The sequence below is a fragment of the Pseudomonas sp. JL3 genome (assembly GCF_031570575.1).
Lineage (GTDB): Bacteria > Pseudomonadota > Gammaproteobacteria > Pseudomonadales > Pseudomonadaceae > Aquipseudomonas > Aquipseudomonas cucumis.
Genome location: NZ_JAKWJK010000004.1, coordinates 201,731 through 223,203, shown reverse-complemented (window position 1 = coordinate 223,203; position 21,473 = coordinate 201,731). Strand labels below are relative to the sequence as shown.

General features: G+C 59.1%; 19 protein-coding genes. 7 read left to right on the top strand and 12 right to left on the bottom strand.

Features of this window, described 5'->3' with window-relative positions; genetic code table 11:
• Positions 1–29: 29 nt before the first annotated feature.
• The 4 genes from MMG91_RS10200 to gpmI form a co-directional block, all read right to left on the bottom strand.
• Complete coding sequence (locus MMG91_RS10200; RefSeq protein WP_310659505.1) at positions 30–827, bottom strand: divergent polysaccharide deacetylase family protein; 798 nt, start codon at positions 825–827, stop codon at positions 30–32.
• A gap of 1 nt (position 828) precedes the next feature.
• Entirely contained in the window at positions 829–2,148 is a 1,320-nt protein-coding gene (locus tag MMG91_RS10195) for a S41 family peptidase (protein ID WP_310659504.1), read from the bottom strand.
• 34 nt (positions 2,149–2,182) lie between these two features.
• Complete coding sequence (locus tag MMG91_RS10190; RefSeq protein ID WP_310659503.1) at positions 2,183–3,481, bottom strand: murein hydrolase activator EnvC; 1,299 nt, start codon at positions 3,479–3,481, stop codon at positions 2,183–2,185.
• 228 nt (positions 3,482–3,709) lie between these two features.
• The gene (gene gpmI / locus MMG91_RS10185; protein ID WP_310659502.1) at positions 3,710–5,239 is read right to left on the bottom strand and encodes a 2,3-bisphosphoglycerate-independent phosphoglycerate mutase; all 1,530 of its coding nucleotides are present in this window, start codon (positions 5,237–5,239) and stop codon (positions 3,710–3,712) included.
• Positions 5,240–5,393: 154 nt separating this feature from the next.
• Here gpmI and MMG91_RS10180 point away from each other — a divergent pair, with 154 nt between their 5' ends.
• The 3 genes from MMG91_RS10180 to secB are packed head-to-tail and all read left to right on the top strand — an operon-like array spanning position 5,394 to position 6,604.
• On the top strand, positions 5,394–5,807 hold the full coding sequence (locus tag MMG91_RS10180; protein ID WP_123361124.1) for a rhodanese-like domain-containing protein: 414 nt from the start codon (positions 5,394–5,396) through the stop codon (positions 5,805–5,807).
• A 1-nt stretch (position 5,808) separates the two neighbouring features.
• Entirely contained in the window at positions 5,809–6,063 is a 255-nt protein-coding gene (gene grxC, locus MMG91_RS10175) for a glutaredoxin 3 (protein WP_007939440.1), read from the top strand.
• A gap of 55 nt (positions 6,064–6,118) precedes the next feature.
• On the top strand, positions 6,119–6,604 hold the full coding sequence (gene secB, locus MMG91_RS10170) for a protein-export chaperone SecB (protein WP_007897410.1): 486 nt from the start codon (positions 6,119–6,121) through the stop codon (positions 6,602–6,604).
• A gap of 143 nt (positions 6,605–6,747) precedes the next feature.
• Here the strand turns inward: secB and MMG91_RS10165 are convergent, their stop codons facing one another.
• Positions 6,748–7,203, bottom strand: coding sequence for a tRNA (cytidine(34)-2'-O)-methyltransferase (locus MMG91_RS10165; RefSeq protein ID WP_008068783.1), 456 nt, complete (start codon positions 7,201–7,203; stop codon positions 6,748–6,750).
• Here MMG91_RS10165 and MMG91_RS10160 point away from each other — a divergent pair.
• On the top strand, positions 7,202–7,642 hold the full coding sequence (locus tag MMG91_RS10160) for a hypothetical protein (protein WP_310659501.1): 441 nt from the start codon (positions 7,202–7,204) through the stop codon (positions 7,640–7,642). The two genes, MMG91_RS10165 and MMG91_RS10160, sit on opposite strands and share 2 nt — an antisense overlap.
• A 544-nt stretch (positions 7,643–8,186) precedes the next feature.
• On the opposite strand, the gene ntrC is transcribed toward MMG91_RS10160, so the two are convergent.
• From ntrC to glnA, 6 genes are all read right to left on the bottom strand, one after another.
• Positions 8,187–9,623: a nitrogen regulation protein NR(I) gene (gene ntrC / locus MMG91_RS10155; protein WP_305447832.1), complete on the bottom strand. Its 1,437-nt coding sequence runs from the start codon at positions 9,621–9,623 to the stop codon at positions 8,187–8,189.
• Positions 9,620–10,705 (bottom strand): nitrogen regulation protein NR(II), encoded by a 1,086-nt coding sequence (gene glnL / locus MMG91_RS10150; RefSeq protein ID WP_310659500.1) that lies wholly within the window; start codon positions 10,703–10,705, stop codon positions 9,620–9,622. Before glnL ends, ntrC begins: the two co-directional genes overlap by 4 nt.
• 326 nt (positions 10,706–11,031) lie before the next feature.
• Positions 11,032–11,643 carry a DUF4124 domain-containing protein gene (locus MMG91_RS10145; RefSeq protein WP_310659499.1) on the bottom strand — a complete coding sequence of 204 codons (612 nt, stop codon included), beginning with the start codon at positions 11,641–11,643 and terminating at the stop codon, positions 11,032–11,034.
• Entirely contained in the window at positions 11,640–12,155 is a 516-nt protein-coding gene (locus MMG91_RS10140; RefSeq protein WP_310659498.1) for a DUF4124 domain-containing protein, read from the bottom strand. The genes MMG91_RS10145 and MMG91_RS10140 overlap by 4 nt, the downstream gene beginning before the upstream one ends.
• Positions 12,156–12,256: 101 nt before the next feature.
• Positions 12,257–12,805, bottom strand: coding sequence for a chorismate mutase (locus MMG91_RS10135; RefSeq protein ID WP_310659497.1), 549 nt, complete (start codon positions 12,803–12,805; stop codon positions 12,257–12,259).
• A gap of 134 nt (positions 12,806–12,939) precedes the next feature.
• Entirely contained in the window at positions 12,940–14,346 is a 1,407-nt protein-coding gene (gene glnA / locus MMG91_RS10130; RefSeq protein ID WP_310659496.1) for a glutamate--ammonia ligase, read from the bottom strand.
• Between the two features lie 330 nt (positions 14,347–14,676).
• Between glnA and thiI the strand changes: the two genes are divergently transcribed.
• On the top strand, positions 14,677–16,131 hold the full coding sequence (gene thiI, locus MMG91_RS10125) for a tRNA uracil 4-sulfurtransferase ThiI (RefSeq protein ID WP_310659495.1): 1,455 nt from the start codon (positions 14,677–14,679) through the stop codon (positions 16,129–16,131).
• A 139-nt stretch (positions 16,132–16,270) separates the two neighbouring features.
• The gene (typA, locus tag MMG91_RS10120; protein ID WP_007907857.1) at positions 16,271–18,091 is read left to right on the top strand and encodes a translational GTPase TypA; all 1,821 of its coding nucleotides are present in this window, start codon (positions 16,271–16,273) and stop codon (positions 18,089–18,091) included.
• Between the two features lie 231 nt (positions 18,092–18,322).
• On the opposite strand, the gene MMG91_RS10115 is transcribed toward typA, so the two are convergent.
• Complete coding sequence (locus MMG91_RS10115) at positions 18,323–18,763, bottom strand: YkgJ family cysteine cluster protein (protein WP_305449735.1); 441 nt, start codon at positions 18,761–18,763, stop codon at positions 18,323–18,325.
• 259 nt (positions 18,764–19,022) lie between these two features.
• Here MMG91_RS10115 and MMG91_RS10110 point away from each other — a divergent pair, with 259 nt between their 5' ends.
• Positions 19,023–21,473 carry a glycogen/starch/alpha-glucan phosphorylase gene (locus tag MMG91_RS10110; RefSeq protein ID WP_310659494.1) on the top strand — a complete coding sequence of 817 codons (2,451 nt, stop codon included), beginning with the start codon at positions 19,023–19,025 and terminating at the stop codon, positions 21,471–21,473.

Sequence of the window (21,473 nt, the reverse complement as noted above, 5' to 3'; positions counted from 1 at the left end):
GCGCACGCGATGACGCGGTAAATAATTGGTTAATTAGCGAGCGGTGTGCGGTAAATGCCGTCTTTCCCATGCCCAGCCATCGCCCGATTGCTGCGCACGCTGATCATCTGTTGGATATCGATCCAGTCAATGCCCTGAGCCTTGAGCTTGGGCAATTCACGTTCAAGTACCGTCAGCGTCTGTGAATACGGATGCCCGATCATCACCGCAGAACCCTGCTTGCGTGCCAAGCTGATAGCTGTCTGTAGCTGAGTAAAGATCGCGGCTTCAGTGGGCTCGTCATCCAGGAACACATCCCGCGAAACGCTCGCCAACCCGATCTTCTGCGCTTCGGCGGCCGCCACGGTTTGCGCACTGGTGCGGCTGTCGACGAAGAACTTGTGTCGACGCTGCAAGTTCGCCATCAGCCAGGCCATGGCTGGTTGCTGAACGGTCATGCGGCTGCCCATGTGGTTGTTGATGCCAGCGGTATACGGCACAGCCTTGAACGCCGCGTTCAAGCGCTTCTCGAGTTCTTCGATGGGTAACTCGGGATGCCAGGCAAACGGCCCGGTGGCAGGGTCCATGGGCATGTGCAGGATAACGATCTTGCCGGCACGATGGGCTTCGCGGGCGAATTCGGTGGCGTGGGGGGTGTCGGGCATGATTGCCGCGGTGACCGGGCCGGGCAGGGCCAGCACACGGCGGTCCCGGGGCAGGTTCTGCCCCAGGTCATCGATGATCAGGCTCAGATAAGCCTTGTGAGGTGTGGCCGCTGTTGTGGCAGGCGCCGCGTGAGCGACACCCGCCAGACAACACAGCAGGCCGAGGAGCAACCGCAGGCGCATCTCAGTGGCCGCGGGTGATGCTCAGTCCTTTGAGTAGGCTCAGGGCCTGGGCCAATTGGTAATCGTCATCCTGCGGCATGGCCTTGGCTTTGCCGCCGGAGCCGGTCGGTTTGTCGGCGCCGCCGTTGCCATTGCCCAGGTGGCCTTGCAGATCGGCTTCCTTGAAGTATTCGCCGTCCTGCTCGTTGGTGATTTTGGCCTTGCGCACTTCGATGTCCGGGACGATGCCCTGCGCCTGAATCGAGCGGCCGTTCGGCGTGTAGTACAGCGCCGTGGTGATTTTCAGTGCGCGTTCGTTGTTCAGCGGCAACACGGTCTGGACCGAGCCTTTGCCGAAACTGGTGGTGCCCATGACCACTGCGCGTTTCTGATCCTGCAGGGCCCCGGCAACAATTTCCGAGGCCGAGGCGCTGCCGCCGTTGATCAGCACGACCATTGGCACGGCTTCACTTTCGTCCTTGCCGGTGGCGGAGAAGCGCAATTCGGAGTTGGCGATACGGCCCTTGGTGTAGACGATCAGGCCCTTGGTGATGAAGTGGTCGACCACTTCCACCGCCGATTGCAGTACGCCGCCCGGGTTGTTACGCAGGTCGAGGACGATACCGCTGAGCTTCTTGCCGTTGTCCTTGCGCAACTTGGCGAGGGCCTTGGAGACCTCTTCACCGGTCTTGACCTGGAACTGGGTGATGCGGATGTAGCCGTAGCCGGACTCCAGTAGCTGGCTCTTCACGCTCTTCACTTGAATGATGGCGCGGACCAGCGTCACGTCGAACGGCGCGCCGCCGTCGCGCACCAGGGTCAGAGTGATCTTCTGGCCGATCTTGCCGCGCATCTTGTCGATGGCTTCGGTCATGCTCTGGCCGCGAGTCGGCTGGCCGTTGATCTTGACGATGAAGTCGCCGGCCTGAATGCCTGCCTTGGAGGCCGGAGTGTCATCAATGGGCGAAACCACTTTGATGAAGCCGTCTTCAGCGCCGACTTCGATGCCCAGGCCACCGAATTCGCCGCTGGTGCTTTCCTGCAATTCGGCGAAGTCTTCCGGGCCCAGGTACGCGGAGTGCGGGTCGAGGTTGCTGAGCATGCCTTTGATGGCGTTTTCCAGCAGGGTCTTGTCGTCGACCGGTTCTACATAGGCTGCCTTGATCCGGTCCATGACTTCGGCAAAGGTGCGCAACTCGTCCAGCGGCAATGGCGCCTTGGTGGTCGCAGCAGTGCCTGCAGGTGCGACCGCCGGGGCCGGTTGAGCGGCAAACGCCAACGGCGCGCCGATCACCAGGGCAATCGTCAGGGCCAGCGAGGTAAGGCGGGACAAATACAGCATGTCGAACGAACTCCTAATGTAGGTGACTCAACGCCTATCCTTGCGCGCGGCACCATTGCGCCGGATCACTCGGGTGACCCTGCTGACGAATAGCGAAATACAGCGCTGGTGTGTCCTGCCCGCCACTGTTGCCGACAGTGGAGATGGACTCACCGGCTTTTACCACGTCACCCGCAGACTTGAGCAGCGTCTGGTTGTGACCGTAAAGACTCAAAAAACCGTTGCCGTGGTCGAGGATCACCAGCAACCCGGCGCCTCGCAACCAATCGGCAAACACCACGCGGCCGCCGTGAACGGCATGCACCTGGCTGCCGGCGGAGGCGCTGATCATCACGCCGTCCCATTTGGTGCGGGCATCGTCGCCACGGCTTTCACCGAAGCGCGCCAGCAGTCGACCATCAACCGGCCATGGAAGTTTGCCGCGGGTGGAAGCAAAGGGGCCGCCAAAGGTTTCGCCTGAACTTGAAACCAGTGCGCCGGGTGTCGATTTAGCGGGTTTGCGTGGGGCGTCGGTTGTCTCTGCATCTGCTGCAGCCTGAGCCTCACGTAAACGCTTTTTTTCGGCTTCCTGCTGGGCGATCAGCGCTTTTTGCCGCGCCTCTTCTGCCTCTCGGGCCTGACGGGCCAGGGTTTCTTCGATGGTTTTAAGGACTTTAGACAGGTCCGCCTGATCCTGCTCGCGCGCCGCCAGTTTCTGATCGCGAGCCTTCACGTCGTCATTCAGCTTGGCCAGGACTTGCTGACGCTCCTTGCGGACCTTGTCGAGTTCGTCGCGCTGGGTGTCGAGGCTGCTTTTCTGCACCAGCAATTGCGCCTGCTGCAGGCCGATGTCTTTTTCGACATTGGCCAGTTGGCGCAGGGTTTCGTTGAAATTCTTCAGCTGCTCCAGGCGGGCCTGGCTCAGGTAGTCGTAATAGGTAAGGGTGCGGGCGAATTTTTCCGGGTTCTGCTGGTTGAGCAGCAGCTTGAGGTACTCCTGGCGGCCATTCTGATAGGCCGCTCGGGCCTGGATGGCGATCAGTCGTTGCTGTTCAATGCGCGCGCTCTGGAGTTTTTTTTTCTCGGCATCGAGTCGCTGCAGCTCGGATTCGCTTTTCTTCAGCTCTTTTTGCAGGGCTTCAACCTGCTTTTCGAGCTTGCCCATCTCGGTTTCGGTGCCTTTGAGGTCTTTCTGCACTCCGGATTTTTCTTCCTGGAGTTTACCCAGCAGTTTCTTCAGCTCGGCAATGTCCTGACGCGTGGCGTCCAACTGTTGTTGGGTTTGCGTGCGCTCGTCGGCAAAGGCCGGTTGAAGCAGGCAAGTCAGGGCAAGGGCTATCAGGACGCGAAGCATAGAGGCGGGCGACACCAGGGAAAGGGACGGCCTAGTATGCCCGCCAAGCGCAGCAAAAAAAATGCCCAATTGGGGTTGTGTGATAACTGGACAGAAAAACACCGAAAACCAATGTGGGAGCGAGCCTGCTCGCGATGGCATCAGTACATTCAACAAAGATGTTGGCTGTCAGATTGCTATCGCGAGCAGGCTGGCTCCCACAGGTTTTTGCTGCGTTTGACTGTTGGATTACACCAGAATCGAAGTCCCGGTCATCTCGGCTGGTTTCTCAAGCCCCAGCAACATCAGCATGGTCGGTGCCACGTCAGCCAGCACGCCGCCGTCGCGGACCTTGAAGTCACGCTTGCCGACATAGATGAACGGCACCGGCTCGGTGGTATGCGCAGTATGCGCCTGGCCGGTGGATGCATCGGACATTTGCTCGACGTTGCCGTGGTCGGCGGTAATCAGGGCTTCGCCGCCGACTTTTTCCAGGGCATCGACGATACGGCCGACGCAGGTGTCCAGGCATTCCACGGCTTTCACCGCCGCCTCGAACACTCCGCTATGGCCGACCATGTCGCCGTTGGCGTAGTTAACGACGATCACGTCGTAACGCTGGTTTTCGATGGCGTCGACGATGCGGTCGGTGACTTCCGGGGCACTCATCTCGGGCTGCAAGTCATAGGTGGCGACTTTTGGCGACGGGATCAGGATGCGTTCTTCGCCCGGGAACGGTTCTTCGCGACCGCCAGAGAAGAAGAACGTCACGTGGGCGTATTTCTCGGTTTCGGCGATACGCAGCTGCGTCTTGCCGTTTTTCGCCAGGTAGTCGCCCAGCACGTTGTCCAGGCTGCTCGCGGCGAAGGCCGACGGCGCGGGGATGCTGGCAGCGTATTGGGTCAGCATGACGAAACCGGCCAGTTTTGGCTGGCGAGCGCGTTCGAATTCCTTGAAATCGTCTTCGACGAACACGCGGGTCAGCTCGCGAGCGCGGTCGGCGCGGAAGTTCATGAACACCACGGCGTCGCCGTCTTCGACCTTGACCGGCTCACCAATCGAAGTGGCCTTGACGAATTCATCACTCTCGCCACGCTCATAAGCGGCTTGCAGGCCTTCCTGGGCGGTGGCGGCGTTGAATTCGCTGGCGCCATCGACAATCAGGTTGTAGGCCTGGGACACGCGATCCCAACGGTTGTCGCGGTCCATGGCGTAGTAACGGCCAATGATGCTGGCGATCCGGCCTTTGCCGAGGGCTTCGAAGGTCGCGTCCAGCAACTCGATCGACGACTGGGCGCTTTTCGGTGGCGTATCACGGCCATCAAGGAAGGCGTGCAGGTAAATTTTCTCGGCGCCGCGCTTGTAGGCCAGTTCAGCCATGGCGACCAAGTGATCCTGGTGGCTGTGAACGCCGCCATCGGACAGCAGCCCCATGAAGTGCACGGCTTTGCCGGCAGCAACGGCTTTATCCACCGCGGCGCAGATGGTCGGGTTCTCGAAGAACTCGCCGTCGCGGATTGCTTTGGTCACACGCGTGAAGTCCTGGTACACCACGCGGCCGGCGCCAAGGTTCATGTGACCAACTTCAGAGTTGCCCATCTGGCCGTCCGGCAAGCCGACGTCCATGCCGCTGCCCGAGATCAGACCGTTCGGCACGGTGGCCCACAAGCGGTCCAGTACGGGCTTCTTCGCCGCATAGATGGCGTTGGATTCCTGGCTGTCACTGTGACCGAAGCCGTCGAGAATCATCAGGACCAAAGGTTTAGGCGTCGTAGTCATAGATTCCACTCGTGGCTGAGTTATAAAGAGGGCGATGGAAAAGGGAGTGGCAGTTTAAAGCGAAGTTCCAACCGCGTCACCGCCGGACGGGGTTTGGCCCACCATAGTGGCTGTGTATACTGGCCGACATTTTAACGCCCTGGAACCTCCTTCGATGGTTGCTCACCTGATTGAATTTGCCACTAACCACTATTTGCTCGTCGGTATCTTCGTCGTACTGCTGGCGTTGCTGATCGCTTATCAGATGCAGGGCGGCGGCCGCAGCCTGAGCACCGGTGAACTGACCGGGCTGGTCAACAAGGACGCAGGCGTGGTGATCGACATCCGTCCGATCAAGGATTTCACCGCTGGTCACATTGTTGGTGCGTTGAACATTCCCCACGACAAACTGACCGCTCGCGTCGGCGAACTGGAAAAACACAAGGCCAAGACCATTATCCTGGTCGATGCCATGGGCCAGACTGCCGGCACTCATGCCCGGGAACTGATGAAAGCCGGCTTCACCGCCGCCAAGCTGTCCGGCGGTATTTCCAGCTGGAAAGCCGACAATCTGCCGCTGGTGAAGTGATATGAACAACGTCGTCGTCTATTCCAGCGATTACTGCCCTTATTGCTCGCGAGCCAAGTACTTGCTCGAGAACAAAGGCGTAGCCTTCGAAGAGATCAAGGTCGATGGCAAGCCGCAGGTGCGTGCCGCGATGGCCCAGAAGGCCGGACGAACGTCCGTGCCGCAGATCTGGATCGGCAGCACCCACGTTGGCGGCTGTGATGATTTGTTTGCCCTGGAGCGCGCCGGTAAGCTCGACGCCATGCTCAAGGCCTGACTGCCTTACTTGAAATAGCCAACCCTACAAGACCCGAGATCAGAAAGGATCTGAGATGACTGACCAACAGAACACTGCAGCTAGCGAAGAAGAAACCGCACCGCAATTCTCCTTGCAGCGCATCTACGTACGTGACTTGTCCTTCGAGGCCCCGAAAAGCCCGGCGATCTTCCGCCAGCAGTGGGAGCCAAGCGTTGGTCTGGATCTGAACACCCGTCAGAAGGCTCTGGAAGGCGACTTCCACGAAGTCGTGCTGACCCTGTCGGTTACCGTGAAAAACGGTGAAGAAGTGGCGTTCATTGCTGAAGTGCAACAGGCCGGGATCTTCCTGATCAAGAACCTGGACGATGCTTCGATGAGCCACACCCTGGGCGCGTTCTGCCCGAACATCCTGTTCCCGTACGCTCGCGAAACCCTGGACAGCCTGGTGACCCGCGGTTCGTTCCCGGCCCTGATGCTGGCCCCGGTGAACTTCGACGCACTGTACGCACAAGAGCTGCAACGCATGCAGGCGGCTGGCGAGACTCCGACCGTTCAATAAGCGTTCGATGCAGTAACGAAAAAAGCGCCATAACAGGCGCTTTTTTCTTGGGCGGGAGATGATCGTTTCCACGCTCTGCGTGGGAATGCCTCTAGTCACGGGCTGCATTCCCACGCGGAGCGTGGGAATGATCAGTCGCAGGGTTACTTGAACCCAAGCTGGCGCCAGCCTTCATACACGGCGACGGCCACGGTGTTGGACAGGTTCAGGCTGCGGCAGCCTTCACGCATCGGCAAACGCAGACGTTGTTCGCTGGGCAGGGCGTCGAGCACCTCGGCCGGCAAGCCACGGCTTTCCGGGCCGAACAGGAAGGCATCGCCCTCGGCGAAGCTGGCGTCGTGAAATGGCCGCGAGCCTTTGGTGGTAAAGGCGAACAACCGTGGATGACCGAGGCTTTCCAGACAGCTGGCGAGGTCTGCGTGGCGTTGCAGGGTGGCATACTCGTGGTAATCGAGGCCGGCCCGGCGCAGACGCTTGTCGTCCATCTCGAAGCCCAGCGGTTCGATCAAATGCAGGTGGCAGCCACTGTTGGCGCACAGCCTGATAACGTTGCCGGTATTCGGCGGAATTTCTGGTTGGAAAAGGATGACGTGAAACATGCACGGCTCCGAAGGTAAAGATGACGGGCATTCTACGCCGCCAAAGGACCCTCGTTCGAAACTATTCCCGCGAGTGATGGCTTCGCTGGCGATTGTCGGGGTGATGGTGGGCCTGATGATCGGTCGCCTGACCGCGCCCGACCCCAGCGTTTTGCAGCAGGTCGAGGTGACGAACGATGGGCTGGTGGTGTGGTTCAACAACGAACCCAAAACCCACGGCGAGCTCGTCGATGGCAGCGTGGCGCTGTTGTTCGAGGCTGAAGGCAAGGCGCAGAAAGGTCAGCTCAAACTCAATGGCAAGGACGTGAACTGGCGAACGCGGTTGAGTGATGGGGGATTGTTGCTGACGGTGGTGGCGGCCCGGCCGCTGCAGGGCGAGTGGGCCGGTAGCGAGGTCGATGACCGCTGGCGGCTGGAGATCCATCTCCGAGAGCAATAAAAGAGGGAATCCCCGGCCTGCCTGTACCAAGGTTCCCAAAACGGGAGGGCTCGCGCATTGCGGCGTGAGCCCGGTGTAAAGAGGGAATCCCCGGCCTGCCTGTACCAAGGACCCCAAAACGGGATGGACTCGTCGCAGTTGCGGTATGAGCCCGGTGTAAAGAGGGGAATCCCCGGCCTGCCTGTACCAAGGTCCCCGAAACTGGGTAGTGAATCGAATCACTGATTGGACTATTGCAGGGGGCGTGCCAGGTTTTAACAAGGTGATACAAAATGTCGCGCTGAAACGTCGAAAGCCCCGTATTCCGGGGCTTTCGTGTTTTTTCGATAGGGGTTCGATTGCGAACGCCGGCGGGATTTCGGATCTGTTGCCGTGCGCGATTGCGGTTCACGGTGCATTGCGGCGGTGCACAGAGGGTCTAGTTGATCGTTCCCACGCTCTGCGTGGGAATGCAGCCCGGGGCGCTCCGCGTCCCTGCCGAAGCGGACGCGGAGCGTCCATTGAGGCATTCCCACGCGGGAGCGTGGGAATGATCAAGTCGAACCTAGCTCTCTTCCCCCTCATCATCATCCCCACCATCAACCTTCATCCCCAATTCCTTGATCTTGCGCGTCAGGGTATTACGGCCCCAACCCAGCAAAACGGCAGCATCGCGGCGGCGGCCGGCGGTGTGTTTGAGGGCGGTTTCGATCATGATCCGCTCGAAAGCCGGCACGGCGCTGTCGAGCAGGCTCGACTGACCGCGAGCCAGCGCCTGATCAGCCCACTGACGCAACGCTTGCTCCCAGTTAGTCACCGGCGCCGAGTCCTGCGGCAGGCTCAGCAGCTCTGGCGGCAGATCGCTGATGTGCACTTCGCGACCCGAAGCCATCACAGTGATCCAGCGGCAGGTGTTTTCCAGCTGGCGCACGTTGCCTGGCCACGGCAGATTCTTCAGGTATTCCTCGGTTTCGCTTTTCAGCAGCTTCGGTTCCACCGCCAGTTCTTGCGCGGCGCGGCTAAGGAAGTGCTTGGCCAGGGTCGGGATGTCTTCGCGACGGTCCGACAGCCGTGGAATGTGGATGCGGATCACGTTGAGGCGGTGGAACAAGTCCTCACGGAATTTTCCGGCATGCACCAGGGTTTCCAGGTTCTGGTGAGTCGCGGCGATGATTCGCACATCGACCTTCACCGGTACATGACCGCCGACGCGGTAGAACTCACCGTCCGCCAATACCCGCAGCAAGCGAGTCTGGGTATCCGCCGGCATGTCGCCGATTTCATCGAGGAACAGCGTGCCGCCGTCAGCCTGCTCAAAACGCCCGCGACGCAGGTTAGCTGCGCCAGTGAACGCACCTTTTTCATGGCCGAACAGCTCGGATTCCATCAGGTCCTTGGGGATCGCCGCCATGTTCAGCGCAATGAACGGCGAGGCCGCTCGTGGGCTGTGACGGTGCAGGGCGTGGGCCACCAGTTCTTTACCGGTACCGGATTCGCCATTGATCAGCACAGTGATATTGGAGTGGCTCAAGCGCCCGATGGCGCGAAACACTTCCTGCATCGCCGGTGCTTCGCCGATGATTTCTGGCGTACGGGTCAGGGCGACCGGGACTTCCAGGCCTTGCTGTTCTTGAGCGTGCTGATTGGCGCGCTTGACCAGCGACACCGCTTCGTCGACGTCGAACGGCTTGGGCAGATATTCAAATGCGCCGCCCTGATAGGACGCGACAGCGCTGTCCAGATCGGAGTGAGCGGTCATGATGATCACTGGCAGCCGTGGGTGCTGTTCGCGAATCCGCGCCAGAAGGTCCAGACCGCTGGCACCCGGCATGCGGATGTCGGAGATGATCACGTCCGGCTGCTGGCGCGCCAGGCGGCTCATCACGCCATCGGCGCTGTCGAAGCTTTGCGTGGTCATGCCTTCCTGCTGCAAGGCTTTTTCCAGGACCCAACGGATAGAACGGTCGTCATCGACGATCCACACGGTTTCACTACGGCTCATGTCGATGTGGCTCCTTGTTCCAGTGGCAGAAAGATCGAGAACGTGGTGTGGCCTGGATGGCTGTCACATTCGATCAGGCCCTGGTGCTGGCTGATGATGTTCTGGGTAATGGCCAGGCCGAGCCCGGTACCGTCCGGGCGGCCGCTGACCATGGGGAAGAAGATGGTTTCCTGCAGCTCGGCGGGGATCCCCGGGCCGTTGTCGATGATTTCGATTTTGGTCACCAGGCGATGGCGCACGTGACCGATGGTGAACTGGCGCATGGCGCGGGTCCGCAAGCTGATGCGGCCAAGGCGCAGTTCGTTCTGGCTGCTGATGGCCTGCATCGCGTTGCGCACAATGTTCAGGACGGCCTGAATCATCTGTTCGCGATCTATCAAGACATCCGGAATGCTTGGGTCGTAGTCGCGCACCAAAGTGATGCAGCCCTGACTTTCGGCTTCCACCAACTGACCCACGCGTTCCAGCACTTCATGGACGTTGCACATGGCCAATGACGGCAATTTGTTGGAGCCGAGCATGCGATCCACCAGATTGCGCAGGCGATCGGCTTCTTCAATGATGACGTTGGTGTAATCGCGCAGGTTTTCTTCCGGCAATTCACGGGCGAGCAACTGAGCCGCACCGCGAATCCCTCCGAGAGGGTTTTTGATTTCGTGGGCGAGGCCGCGTACCAGCATCTTGCTGGTTTCCTGCTTCGACAACTGCGCCTCTTCCTTGGTGATCCGCAGCAAGCGGTCACGCGGGTGAACCTCCAGCAACAGCAGCGTTTCGCCATTGCTCAGGATCGGTGTCACGGCGTAGTCGACGGTCAGGGTCTGGCCGGTGAGGGCGGTGAGCATCGCTTCGCGCTTGGTGAAGGGGTGCGCCTGCTCGACTGCCTGGCGCAGGGAGTTCAGCGCCTCGGTGGATTCGGTGAACAACTCACTGATGAACTGCCCATGGCTACGCTGGCCGCTGATGGCCAGCAGCATCTCCGCCGCCGGGTTCATGTACTCAAGGCGCAGTTCGGCGTCGAGCAGAATGGTTGCGGTGGTCAGGTTGTCGAGTAGCAAGCGGTGTAGTGCGTCGCTAATGGTCATCAGGACCTCTTTTGGAGCAGGGCATGCGCATGAATAACGCGCCGATACGGGGAAAATGCAAAAACCAAACCAAGGCTCCGAAAAGAAGCGTTTAGAGCCTGAAACAGACGTTTGACGCTCATTTGCGTGGCGTTCTGCCAGCTTTCGCGGGTACTTTTGAACCAAAATGGGTTGTGATGTGAGTACTGTGCACTCTATTGCACCAATATAGTGCGCAAAGCTGAACGAAGTAAAAGAAGCACAGGAAGGCAATGTCAGTCGTAGCAGCTGCCTCGCGGGCTCGGCAGCTGCTACAAAGAGTGCGTCGCGGCTTTGCCCGACTGGCATCAGCGCCAGAAGAAGCTTTTTTCTTCTTCGGGTTTGTCTTTGAGAGGGCATTCCGGCCGTTGGCCGTAGTCGGTTAGGGCGCAGGGTTTGACCTGGCGTTTCTGCGCGAGGGAAATGCGCAGCATATGGAAGGGTTGATTGGCCGTGCGTTCGACGGTACGGCCCTGTTCGTCGAGGATCTCCACCGACAGATTGTGGCTGCCGCGGTCGATGTTGCTCAGGGCGAACACCGGGCTCGGGCCGGGTTCGGCGGTGGGTTGGCCATCCAGCAGCAGACGATAGCGATGGCCCTGTTGCAGGCCGGGTTCGCTGGTAACGCTGACGATCAATTCACCGGCAGTGCTACGGATCGTGGCATCCGGGTCCGGCACCAGCACACGAAGCATGTCGTAATGAAACAGTGGTTTGATCCGGTTCTTCGCGTCCGTCATGGGCGCGGCGCCGCTCGGGTTGGCCGACATTCGATTGCTGGTCGCCAGTGGTACACGCTTGGCGTTGCGGGTACCCGGCTGATCGGTGAAGACCCGATTGCCCTGGGCGTCGATGTAAGTAAAGACCTCGGCCAATGCCGGCAGGCTGATCAGGCAGGCGACCAACAGCCAGAACCTCAAGGCTTATGCACCCGTTGTACGGTGAAGGTCACAGTGGGGCTCTGCTGCACGACGTTTTGCCCATCGATCACTTGAACCGCGAGGCGGTGTTCGCCACGGTCGATGTTCACCAGTTGCAGAGTCGGGACGTTGCTCGGTTGGCCGTAGGGTTGATCGTCCAGTAACAGCCTCAATCGGTGAGAGCCTTGCAGGCGCGGTTGGATCAATACACCGACAGTGAACGTGCCGTTATTGGCGCGCAGGGCTTCTTCGGTGGGCAAGCCGGTCAGCTCCAGCACCTGATAGGCGCTGCCGGGCTGTTCGCGGCTACTGGCTTGCGCAGGCGCTACAGGCTCGCTCGGGGGTTGAAGCTCGACGCTGTTGAGCGGTGGCAACTCCACGGGCTGAGCCTTTACGCCATCGGGCGGTTGATTGCTGTAGGCGGTGTTGCCGTTGGCGTCGGTGTATTTGTAGATCTGCGCGGCGGCGGGCAGGGCGATCAGCGCAAGCAGGCATAACAACAATGAGCGCATTGCAGGCTTCCATTGGCCGTTGGGCAAGTGTCCGGCCCTGTTCCGTTCATGGCGACTAAGCGCTGAGCATAGAGCACTTCAGCGCACATCGGCACGTCGGCTCAGCGGCTGGCGCTGCACAACTCAGCGGTGGCGCGTACCTGGGCAAGCTCGCGCAATGGCGCTTGGGTGCCGGTTTTATTGGCCTTGGCCAGCCAGGACGGGCACTGCGGGTCGTTGCGATAAGGGCTGAAATCGGCCAGTTGTTGCAGCAGGCGTTTTTGTAACTGATCAAGTTGTGGGCGGATCTGCCCGACGAGATCGGGGCGAGGGTCGTTGGGCGCCTTGCCTTGGGCATGCCAGTCAGACAGGTGCGCGTATTGCACCAGTTTGTTGGCCTCGATTTGCGCCGAGAAAAACTGTTCGACGGCTTCGTTGCTCAATTTATAGGTAGGTGCCAAGGCGACGGCGCCGTCAATGACTTCGCGCTCGCGCTGACGGTCTTCGACCGGTTTGCCGCTGTCCCATTTGCTCAGCGCAACCTGATCGGCAATCGCCAGGCGTTCTTCAATGGTGCCAAGCAGTGGGGCGAGGGCGGCAGGTGCCGGGCTGGCAAAAGCGCTGTTGGTCAGCAGGGCGGTGAGCAGGGCAAGGCATGGGCGTAGGCGCATGGGGCATCTCGGCTTTATCGGATAAAGGCCATGATGCACGCAACCGGGCATCCGATGACAGACGGTCGCCCATAAAAAAGGCCTCCCGAAGGAGGCCTCTTTTTTGTCACGCCGCTTGCGCAGGCGCTACTGGATCAGCAGCTGTAGTACAGCTCATATTCCAGTGGGTGTACGAAGGTACGAACCTTGATTTCTTCTTCGCTTTTCAGAGCGATGTAAGCGTCGATGAAGTCGTCGCTGAAAACGCCGCCTTTGGTCAGGAACGCACGACCTTTGTCCAGCTCTTCCAGGGCTTCTTTCAGGCTGCCGCAAACTTGTGGGATCTCTTTCGCCTCTTCAGGCGGCAGGTCGTACAGGTTTTTGTCAGCAGCGTCGCCAGGGTGGATCTTGTTCTGGATGCCGTCCAGGCCAGCCATCAACAGTGCAGCGAAGCCCAGGTACGGGTTGGCTGCTGGATCCGGGAAGCGAGCTTCGATACGGCGAGCGCGAGGGCTGGACACGTAAGGAATGCGGATCGAAGCCGAACGGTTGCGAGCCGAGTAAGCCAGCATCACTGGAGCTTCGAAACCTGGGACCAGACGCTTGTAGGAGTTGGTCGACGGGTTGGTGAAGCCGTTCAGGGCCTTGCCGTGCTTGATGATGCCGCCGATGAAGTACAGAGCGGTGTCGGACAGACCGGCATAGCCTTCGCCTGCGAAGGTGTTCTTGCCATCTTTGGCGATGGACAGGTGAACGTGCATACCCGAACCGTTATCGCCGTACAGAGGTTTAGGCATGAAGGTCGCGGTGCGGCCGTATGCGTCAGCAACGTTGTGTACGCAGTACTTCAGGGTTTGAACTTCGTCAGCCTTGGCAACCAGGGTGTTGAACTTCACGCCGATTTCGTTCTGGCCGGCAGTCGCCACTTCGTGGTGGTGAACTTCGATGACCAGGCCCATTTCTTCCATGGCGTTGCACATGGAGGTACGGATTTCGTGGTCGTGGTCGAACGGTGGAACAGGGAAGTAGCCACCTTTGATGCCTGGACGGTGGCCTTTGTTGCCGCCTTCCACGTCCTGGTCGGACATCCACGAACCTTGTTCAGAGTGGATTTTGAACATGGAACCGGAGATGTCGGACTTGAACTTCACTTCGTCGAAGATGAAGAATTCAGGCTCTGGACCCACGAATACGGTGTCGCCGATACCGGTCGATTTCAGGTATTCCTCGGCACGCTTGGCGATCGCACGTGGGTCACGGTCGTAGCCTTGCATGGTCGAAGGCTCGATCACGTCGCAAACCAGGATCAGGGTCGGCTCTTCGGTGAACGGGTCGAGAACGGCAGTGCTGTCGTCCGGCATCAGGATCATGTCGGAAGCTTCGATGCCTTTCCAGCCAGCGATGGAGGAACCGTCGAACATTTTGCCTTCTTCGAAGAAAGCTTCATCCAGCGCATCGCGAGCCGGCATGGTCACGTGGTGCTGAGTGCCTTTGGTGTCCGTGAAGCGCAGATCAATCCACTTGACGTCATGATCTTTGATGAGTTGAACCGACTTCGACATAGTGTCCTCCGGGTGGCTTCGGGCTTAGTAGTGGATGCCCTTAGAATGTGGGTGATGCCGGCGCGAATACTCTGCCAAGGCAACCTGCCTCACAAGGGAGCAAATTGCATGCCAGTGCCCCACCATGGGTTTTTTGCCCCAATATCACGCTTATAAAGGTGCAATGCCTCGAAAAGCGCAAAACATCGCCCTGTAATGTAGCGTCGAAATCCATAAATGACCTGTTTTGGTGCGCGCAAAACCTTCTGCACATTAACTGGTTAAACCTTGAGCAATTTCCGCTATAATCCGCGCCCCCCTTTTTCGGCTGGCCCAGCGCGCGCTGTTTTCATGAAACTAATCGTAAAAGTCTTCCCCGAGATCACCATCAAGAGCCGCCCGGTACGGATGCGTTTCATCCGCCAGTTGGCCAAAAACATCCGTACCGTGCTCCGCGACCTGGACCCGGCTGTGGTGGTGAACGGTGTGTGGGACAATCTCGAGCTGGAAACCCGCGTCAGCGAGCCAAAAGCCCTGAAGGAGATGACCGAGCGCCTGAGCTGCATGCCGGGTATCGCGCATTTCCTGCAGGTCGATGAATACCCGTTGGGCGACTTCGACGACATCGTCGCCAAGTGCAAACAGCATTTTGGTGAAGCCCTGGCCGGGAAGATCTTTTCGGTGCGCTGCAAGCGTGCCGGCAAGCACGAATTCAGCTCCATGGACGTCGAGAAATACGTCGGCAGCCAGTTGCGTCGTCAGTGCGGCGCCGCCGGAATCTCCCTCAAAGAGCCGGAAATCGAAGTTCGCATCGAAATTCGCGACAAACGGTTGTTCGTGATCCACAGCCAGCACAACAGCATCGGCGGTTATCCGCTGGGTGCCCTGGAACAGACGCTTGTACTGATGTCTGGTGGCTTCGATTCCACCGTTGCCGCCTACCAGATCATGCGCCGCGGGCTGATGAGTCATTTCTGCTTCTTCAATCTGGGCGGACGTGCCCACGAACTGGGCGTCATGGAAGTCGCGCACTTCATCTGGAAGAAGTACGGCAGCTCCCAACGCGTGTTATTTGTCAGTGTGCCGTTCGAGGAAGTACTGGGAGAAATTCTCGGGAAAGTCGATAACAGTCATATGGGTGTAGTTTTGAAGCGTATGATGTTGCGCGCTGCTTCCCGTATTGCCGATCGGCTGGAGATCGAAGCGCTGGTCACCGGCGAAGCGATTTCCCAGGTGTCGAGCCAGACGTTACCGAACCTGTCCGTGATCGACTGCGTGACCGACAAGCTGGTCTTGCGTCCACTGATCGCCAGTCACAAGCAGGACATCATCGACCTGGCCAACGAAATCGGCACTGCCGACTTCGCCAAGCACATGCCGGAATACTGCGGGGTCATCTCGGTGAACCCAAAGACCCACGCCAAGCGTCCACGCGTGGAGCATGAAGAGAAAGAATTCGACATGGCGGTCCTTGAGCGTGCGCTCGAGAACGCCAAACTGGTGCCGATCGATCGCGTAATCTACGAATTGGGCCAGGATTTGCAGATCGAAGAAGTCAGCGAAGCACTGGCGGGCCAGATCATCATCGACATCCGTCACCCGGATGCCGCTGAAGACGAGCCGCTGGAACTTGCTGGCATTGAGGTGCAGACGATGCCGTTTTATGCATTGAACGCTCGTTTCAAGGAACTGGACCCTACTCGCCAGTACCTGTTGTATTGCGACAAAGGCGTGATGAGTCGCCTGCATGCCCACCATTTGCTCAGTGAGGGGCATGCCAATGTGCGCGTTTATCGACCGAGCTAAGTGCCCGGGGCTGTTTGCCTGTGGCCTGCGTCACCGGCCCCCCGACGCCGCCGTCAAGCTGTAACGGCTTTGACGGACTCTAAAGTTAATCGCTGCCACGACCTGTCAGCACACCGAATCCTCTGATCGAGATACACAAGTGATCGAAAATCTACGCAACATCGCCATCATTGCTCACGTTGACCATGGTAAAACCACCCTGGTAGACAAACTCTTGCGTCAATCCGGCACCCTGGAGCGCAACGAGCTCAACGACGAGCGCGTGATGGACTCCAACGACCAGGAGAAAGAGCGCGGTATTACCATTCTGGCGAAAAACACCGCCATCAACTGGAACGGCTACCACATCAACATCGTGGACACCCCGGGCCACGCCGACTTCGGCGGCGAAGTTGAACGCGTAATGTCGATGGTTGACTCCGTTCTGCTGCTGGTTGACGCTCAAGACGGCCCTATGCCGCAAACCCGTTTCGTGACCAAGAAGGCTTTCGAAGCCGGCCTGCGTCCAATCGTGGTGATCAACAAGGTTGACCGTCCAGGCGCGCGTCCGGACTGGGTTCTGGACCAGATCTTCGACCTGTTCGACAACCTCGGTGCTACCGAAGAACAGCTGGACTTCAAAGTCGTCTACGCCTCGGCCCTGAACGGCATTGCCGGTCTGGAACACACCGACATGGCTGAAGACATGACCCCGCTGTACCAGTCGATCGTCGACAACGTACCTGCGCCGAAAGTCGACCGTGACGGTCCGTTCCAGATGCAAATCTCCGCTCTGGACTACAACAGCTTCCTGGGTGTTATCGGCGTTGGCCGTATCGCTCGTGGTCGCATCAAGCCGAACACTCCGGTTGTCGCTATCGACGCCGACGGCAAGAAGCGTAACGGTCGTATCCTGAAGCTGATGGGTCACCACGGCCTGCACCGTATCGACGTTGAAGAAGCAGCTGCCGGCGACATCGTCTGCATCAGCGGCTTCGACCAGCTGTTCATCTCCGACACTCTGTGCGACCCACTGAACGTCGAAGCGATGAAGCCGCTGACTGTTGACGAGCCAACCGTTTCCATGACCTTCCAGGTAAACGACTCGCCTTTCTGCGGTAAAGAAGGCAAGTTCGTGACGTCCCGTAACATCAAGGAACGTCTGGACAAGGAACTGCTCTACAACGTTGCTCTGCGCGTTGAAGAAGGCGACACCGCCGACAAGTTCAAAGTCTCCGGCCGTGGTGAGCTGCACCTCTCGGTACTGATCGAAACCATGCGTCGCGAAGGCTTCGAAATGGGTGTTGGTCGTCCGGAAGTGATCATTCGCATGGTTGACGGCGTCAAGCACGAACCGTACGAAAACGTGACCATCGACCTGCCGGAAGAATCGCAAGGTTCGATCATGGAACAGATCGGTATCCGTAAAGGCGACCTGACCAACATGGTTCCGGATGGCAAGGGCCGTGTGCGCCTTGAGTACAACATCCCGGCTCGTGGCTTGATCGGTTTCCGTAACGAGTTCCTGACCCTGACCTCCGGTGCAGGCATCCTGACCTCGATCTTCGACCGTTACGACGTGATGAAGTCCGGCGACATGTCCGGCCGTCAGAACGGCGTGCTGGTTTCGGTTGCTACCGGTAAGGCACTGACTTACTCGCTGGAAACCCTGCAAGCTCGCGGCAAACTGTTCCTGGGCCACGGTGAAGACGTGTACGAAGGTCAAATCGTCGGCATCAACAGCCGCGACAACGACTTGGGCGTCAACCCAACCAAAGGCAAGAAGCTCGACAACATGCGTGCTTCGGGTAAAGACGAAACCATCGCTCTGGTTCCGCCTATCCGCTTCACCCTGGAGCAGGCTCTGGAATTCGTTCAAGAAGACGAATTGTGCGAAGTCACTCCTAAGTCCATCCGTCTTCGTAAGAAGATCCTGGGCGAAAGCGAGCGTACCCGCGCTGCCAAGAAAGCGGGTAACTGAGTTTCGACTTAGTTAGCGCTTAAAAAACGCCCCCGACCGCAAGGTCGGGGGCGTTTTTGTTTGTCTGGCTGTAGCAGCTGCCGAGCCCTGGCGAGGCTGCGTTCGGCTGCGCAGCAGTCGTGAAATCAAACGCTGCGGTGCATCTTTTCGACCTTATTCCCCGGACTGCGGCTCTGCAGCCGAACGCAGCCTCGCCAGGGCTCGACAGCTGCTACGGGGATTGAGGCGTTTTTAAAACTTTTCCAGAGTGCGACGGCTGCTGCTGGTCTCGCGCACCACTTCTTTGGGCTTGTACGCGCAATACCCCGGTCGCGGTCCGATCTTCGGGTGGTTGCGGCAGGTGTCCGGGCGCTTATCATAAATAGTGCACAGACGACTCTTACGATCCAGGTACAGGCAATCGTTGTTGCTCATGCGCTGGAGGGTGAAGATCTCGGACTTCTGGTTATAGCGCTCGACGATCCCTTCTTTTTGCAAACGCTTGGCGATGTTCTTCGGTGGATCGCCACGCTCGAATTCGTCGACGATGCCGATACGGATCAGATCCTTGATCTTGACCTCGACCGGCAAGGTGCAGCAGCTGGACACGCAGGAGCCGCACATCGGGGCAGAGTACTTGGCCCAGGTATCGAGGCGATCGATCTCCGCGGCGGCGATCAGGTTGGGCTTCATCATCGGTTGTTACCAGCGTGTGCATCAGGGCGCGCGATCATACCGGGACTGGTGGATTTTTGAACAACCTTTCGCCAGATTTTTTTGCTTGGCGCAAAATAACCCCTGTGTCCGGCACGCCCCCTGCATTGTTTCTGGCACTCGACAACGTAATGTCGACCTATCTCGCACTAACAGGAAAAACTGCCGAACCAGAGTCTTAATGGTCTGTCAGACCGACTAGGCTCAGACAACTTCACGCTCGCTCGAGGTCTTATCGATGACTCAAGAACCACTTGTTCGCGAAGCAGAGGTGGCCGCATTTCGCGATGCCGTCTTGACCAAACTCACTTACGCAGTGGGCAAAGACCCGGATCACGCCTTTGACCATGACTGGTTCGAAGCCATCGCCCTGGCGGCGCGCGATCACATGGTCGAGCACTGGATGGACCATACCCGGCAGATCTACCGCAAAGGCCAGAAACGGGTTTATTACCTCTCCCTTGAATTTCTCATTGGCCGCTTGCTCTACGACAGCCTGAGCAACCTCGGCCTGCTCGATGTGGCCCGTGAAGCCATGACCGAACTGGGCGTCGACATCGAACGCATCCGCCTGCTGGAGCCCGATGCGGCACTGGGCAACGGAGGCCTCGGGCGTCTGGCGGCGTGCTTCATGGAAAGCATGTCGACCCTGGGCATCGCCGGCCATGGTTACGGCATTCGTTACGAACACGGTTTGTTCCGCCAGGCCATCGTCGACGGCTGGCAGCAGGAGCAGACCGAACACTGGCTGGATTTCGGTAACCCGTGGGAGTTTGAACGGCCGGAAGTCGCCTACCCGATCGGCTTCGGCGGCAGTGTCGAAACCGTGACCGATGAAAGCGGCAAATCCAGGCAAGTCTGGTCCCCGGCGGAAACCGTGCGGGCCATCGCCTATGACACCCCGGTGGTCGGTTGGCGCGGCGCGAGTGTCAATACGCTGCGACTGTGGCGTGCCCGGGCCATGGAAGAGTTGCACCTGGAGCGCTTCAACGCTGGCGACCACTTGGGCGCGGTAGCCGAAGTGGCACGGGCCGAAAGTATCTCCCGCGTGCTCTACCCGGCGGACAGCACCGAGGCCGGCCAGGAACTGCGCCTGCGTCAGGAATACTTCTTCGTCGCCGCCTCCCTGCAGGATTTGCTGCGTCGCCATCGCAACATGCACACCTCGGTGCTGACCCTGGGCGATCACGCGGCCATTCAACTCAACGACACACACCCCTCGATTGCCGTGGCCGAGCTGATGCGTCAGTTGGTCGACGTCTATGACGTGGCGTGGGATGCAGCGTGGCAGGTCACCGTCGACACGCTGTCGTACACCAACCACACGCTGTTGCCGGAGGCGCTGGAAACCTGGCCGGTCGGTTTGATGGAGCGGATGCTGCCACGGCACATGCAGATCATTTATTTGATCAACGCCCAGCACATCGATTCGTTGCGGGCCAAGGGCGTTCACGATTTCGACGTGTTGCGTGCAGTGTCGCTGATCGAGGAGGACAACGGTCGTCGCGTGCGCATGGGCAACCTGGCGTTCCTGGGTTCCCACAGCGTTAACGGCGTGTCTGGCCTGCACACGCAGCTGATGCGCAGCACGGTGTTCTCTGAACTGCATAAACTCTATCCGGAGCGGATCAACAACAAGACCAACGGCATCACCTTCCGCCGCTGGCTCTATCAAGCCAACCCGGAGCTGACCTCAATGATGGTCGACGCCCTCGGCCCGGATCTGCTGGATAACCCCGAAGAAAGCCTGATAGGGCTGGAACCGTTTGCCGAGAAAACTGCATTCTGCAAACAGTTCGCCGAGCAGCGGCTGCACAGCAAGAAAGCCCTGGCATACCTGATTCATGAACGATTGGGGATTGCGATCAACCCGGCGGCGATGTTCGACGTGCAGGTCAAGCGAATCCACGAATACAAACGCCAGTTGCTCAACCTGCTGCACACCGTCGCGCTGTATCAGGCGATTCGTGCCGAACCGGAAATCGACTGGGTGCCACGGGTGAAAATCTTCGCCGGCAAGGCGGCGGCCAGTTATCACCAGGCCAAACTGATCATCAAACTGACTAACGACATCGCCCGGGTGGTCAACAACGACCCGACCGTGCGTGGTTTGCTCAAAGTGGTGTTCTTGCCCAACTACAACGTCAGCTTGGCGGAAAGCATCATTCCGGCGGCGGATTTGTCGGAACAGATCTCCACCGCCGGCTTCGAAGCCTCAGGCACCAGCAACATGAAGTTCGGCCTCAACGGCGCGCTGACCATTGGCACCATGGATGGGGCCAACGTGGAGATGAGCGAGCGCATTGGTGTCGAACACATGTTCATCTTCGGCCTGAGCGCCGAGCAAGTGGAAGCGCGCAAGCTCAACCATGAATTCAACGCGACACCGGACATTGCCGCCTCCCATCGACTCAATGATGTGCTGCAAGCGATTCGCGGCGGGGTGTTCTCACCGGACGATCCGTCCCGCTACACCTCGCTGATCGATTCGCTGGTGGACTATGACCGCTTCCTGGTCTGCGCCGATTTCGATTCATACTGGGACGCTCAGATGCGGGTCGAGGCTCACTGGCACGACTCCAAAGAGTGGTGGCGCTCGGCGGTATTGAGCAGTGCGCGGATGGGTTGGTTCTCGTCCGACCGGACCATTCGCGAGTACGCCACGGATATCTGGAAGGCGTTGGAGTAA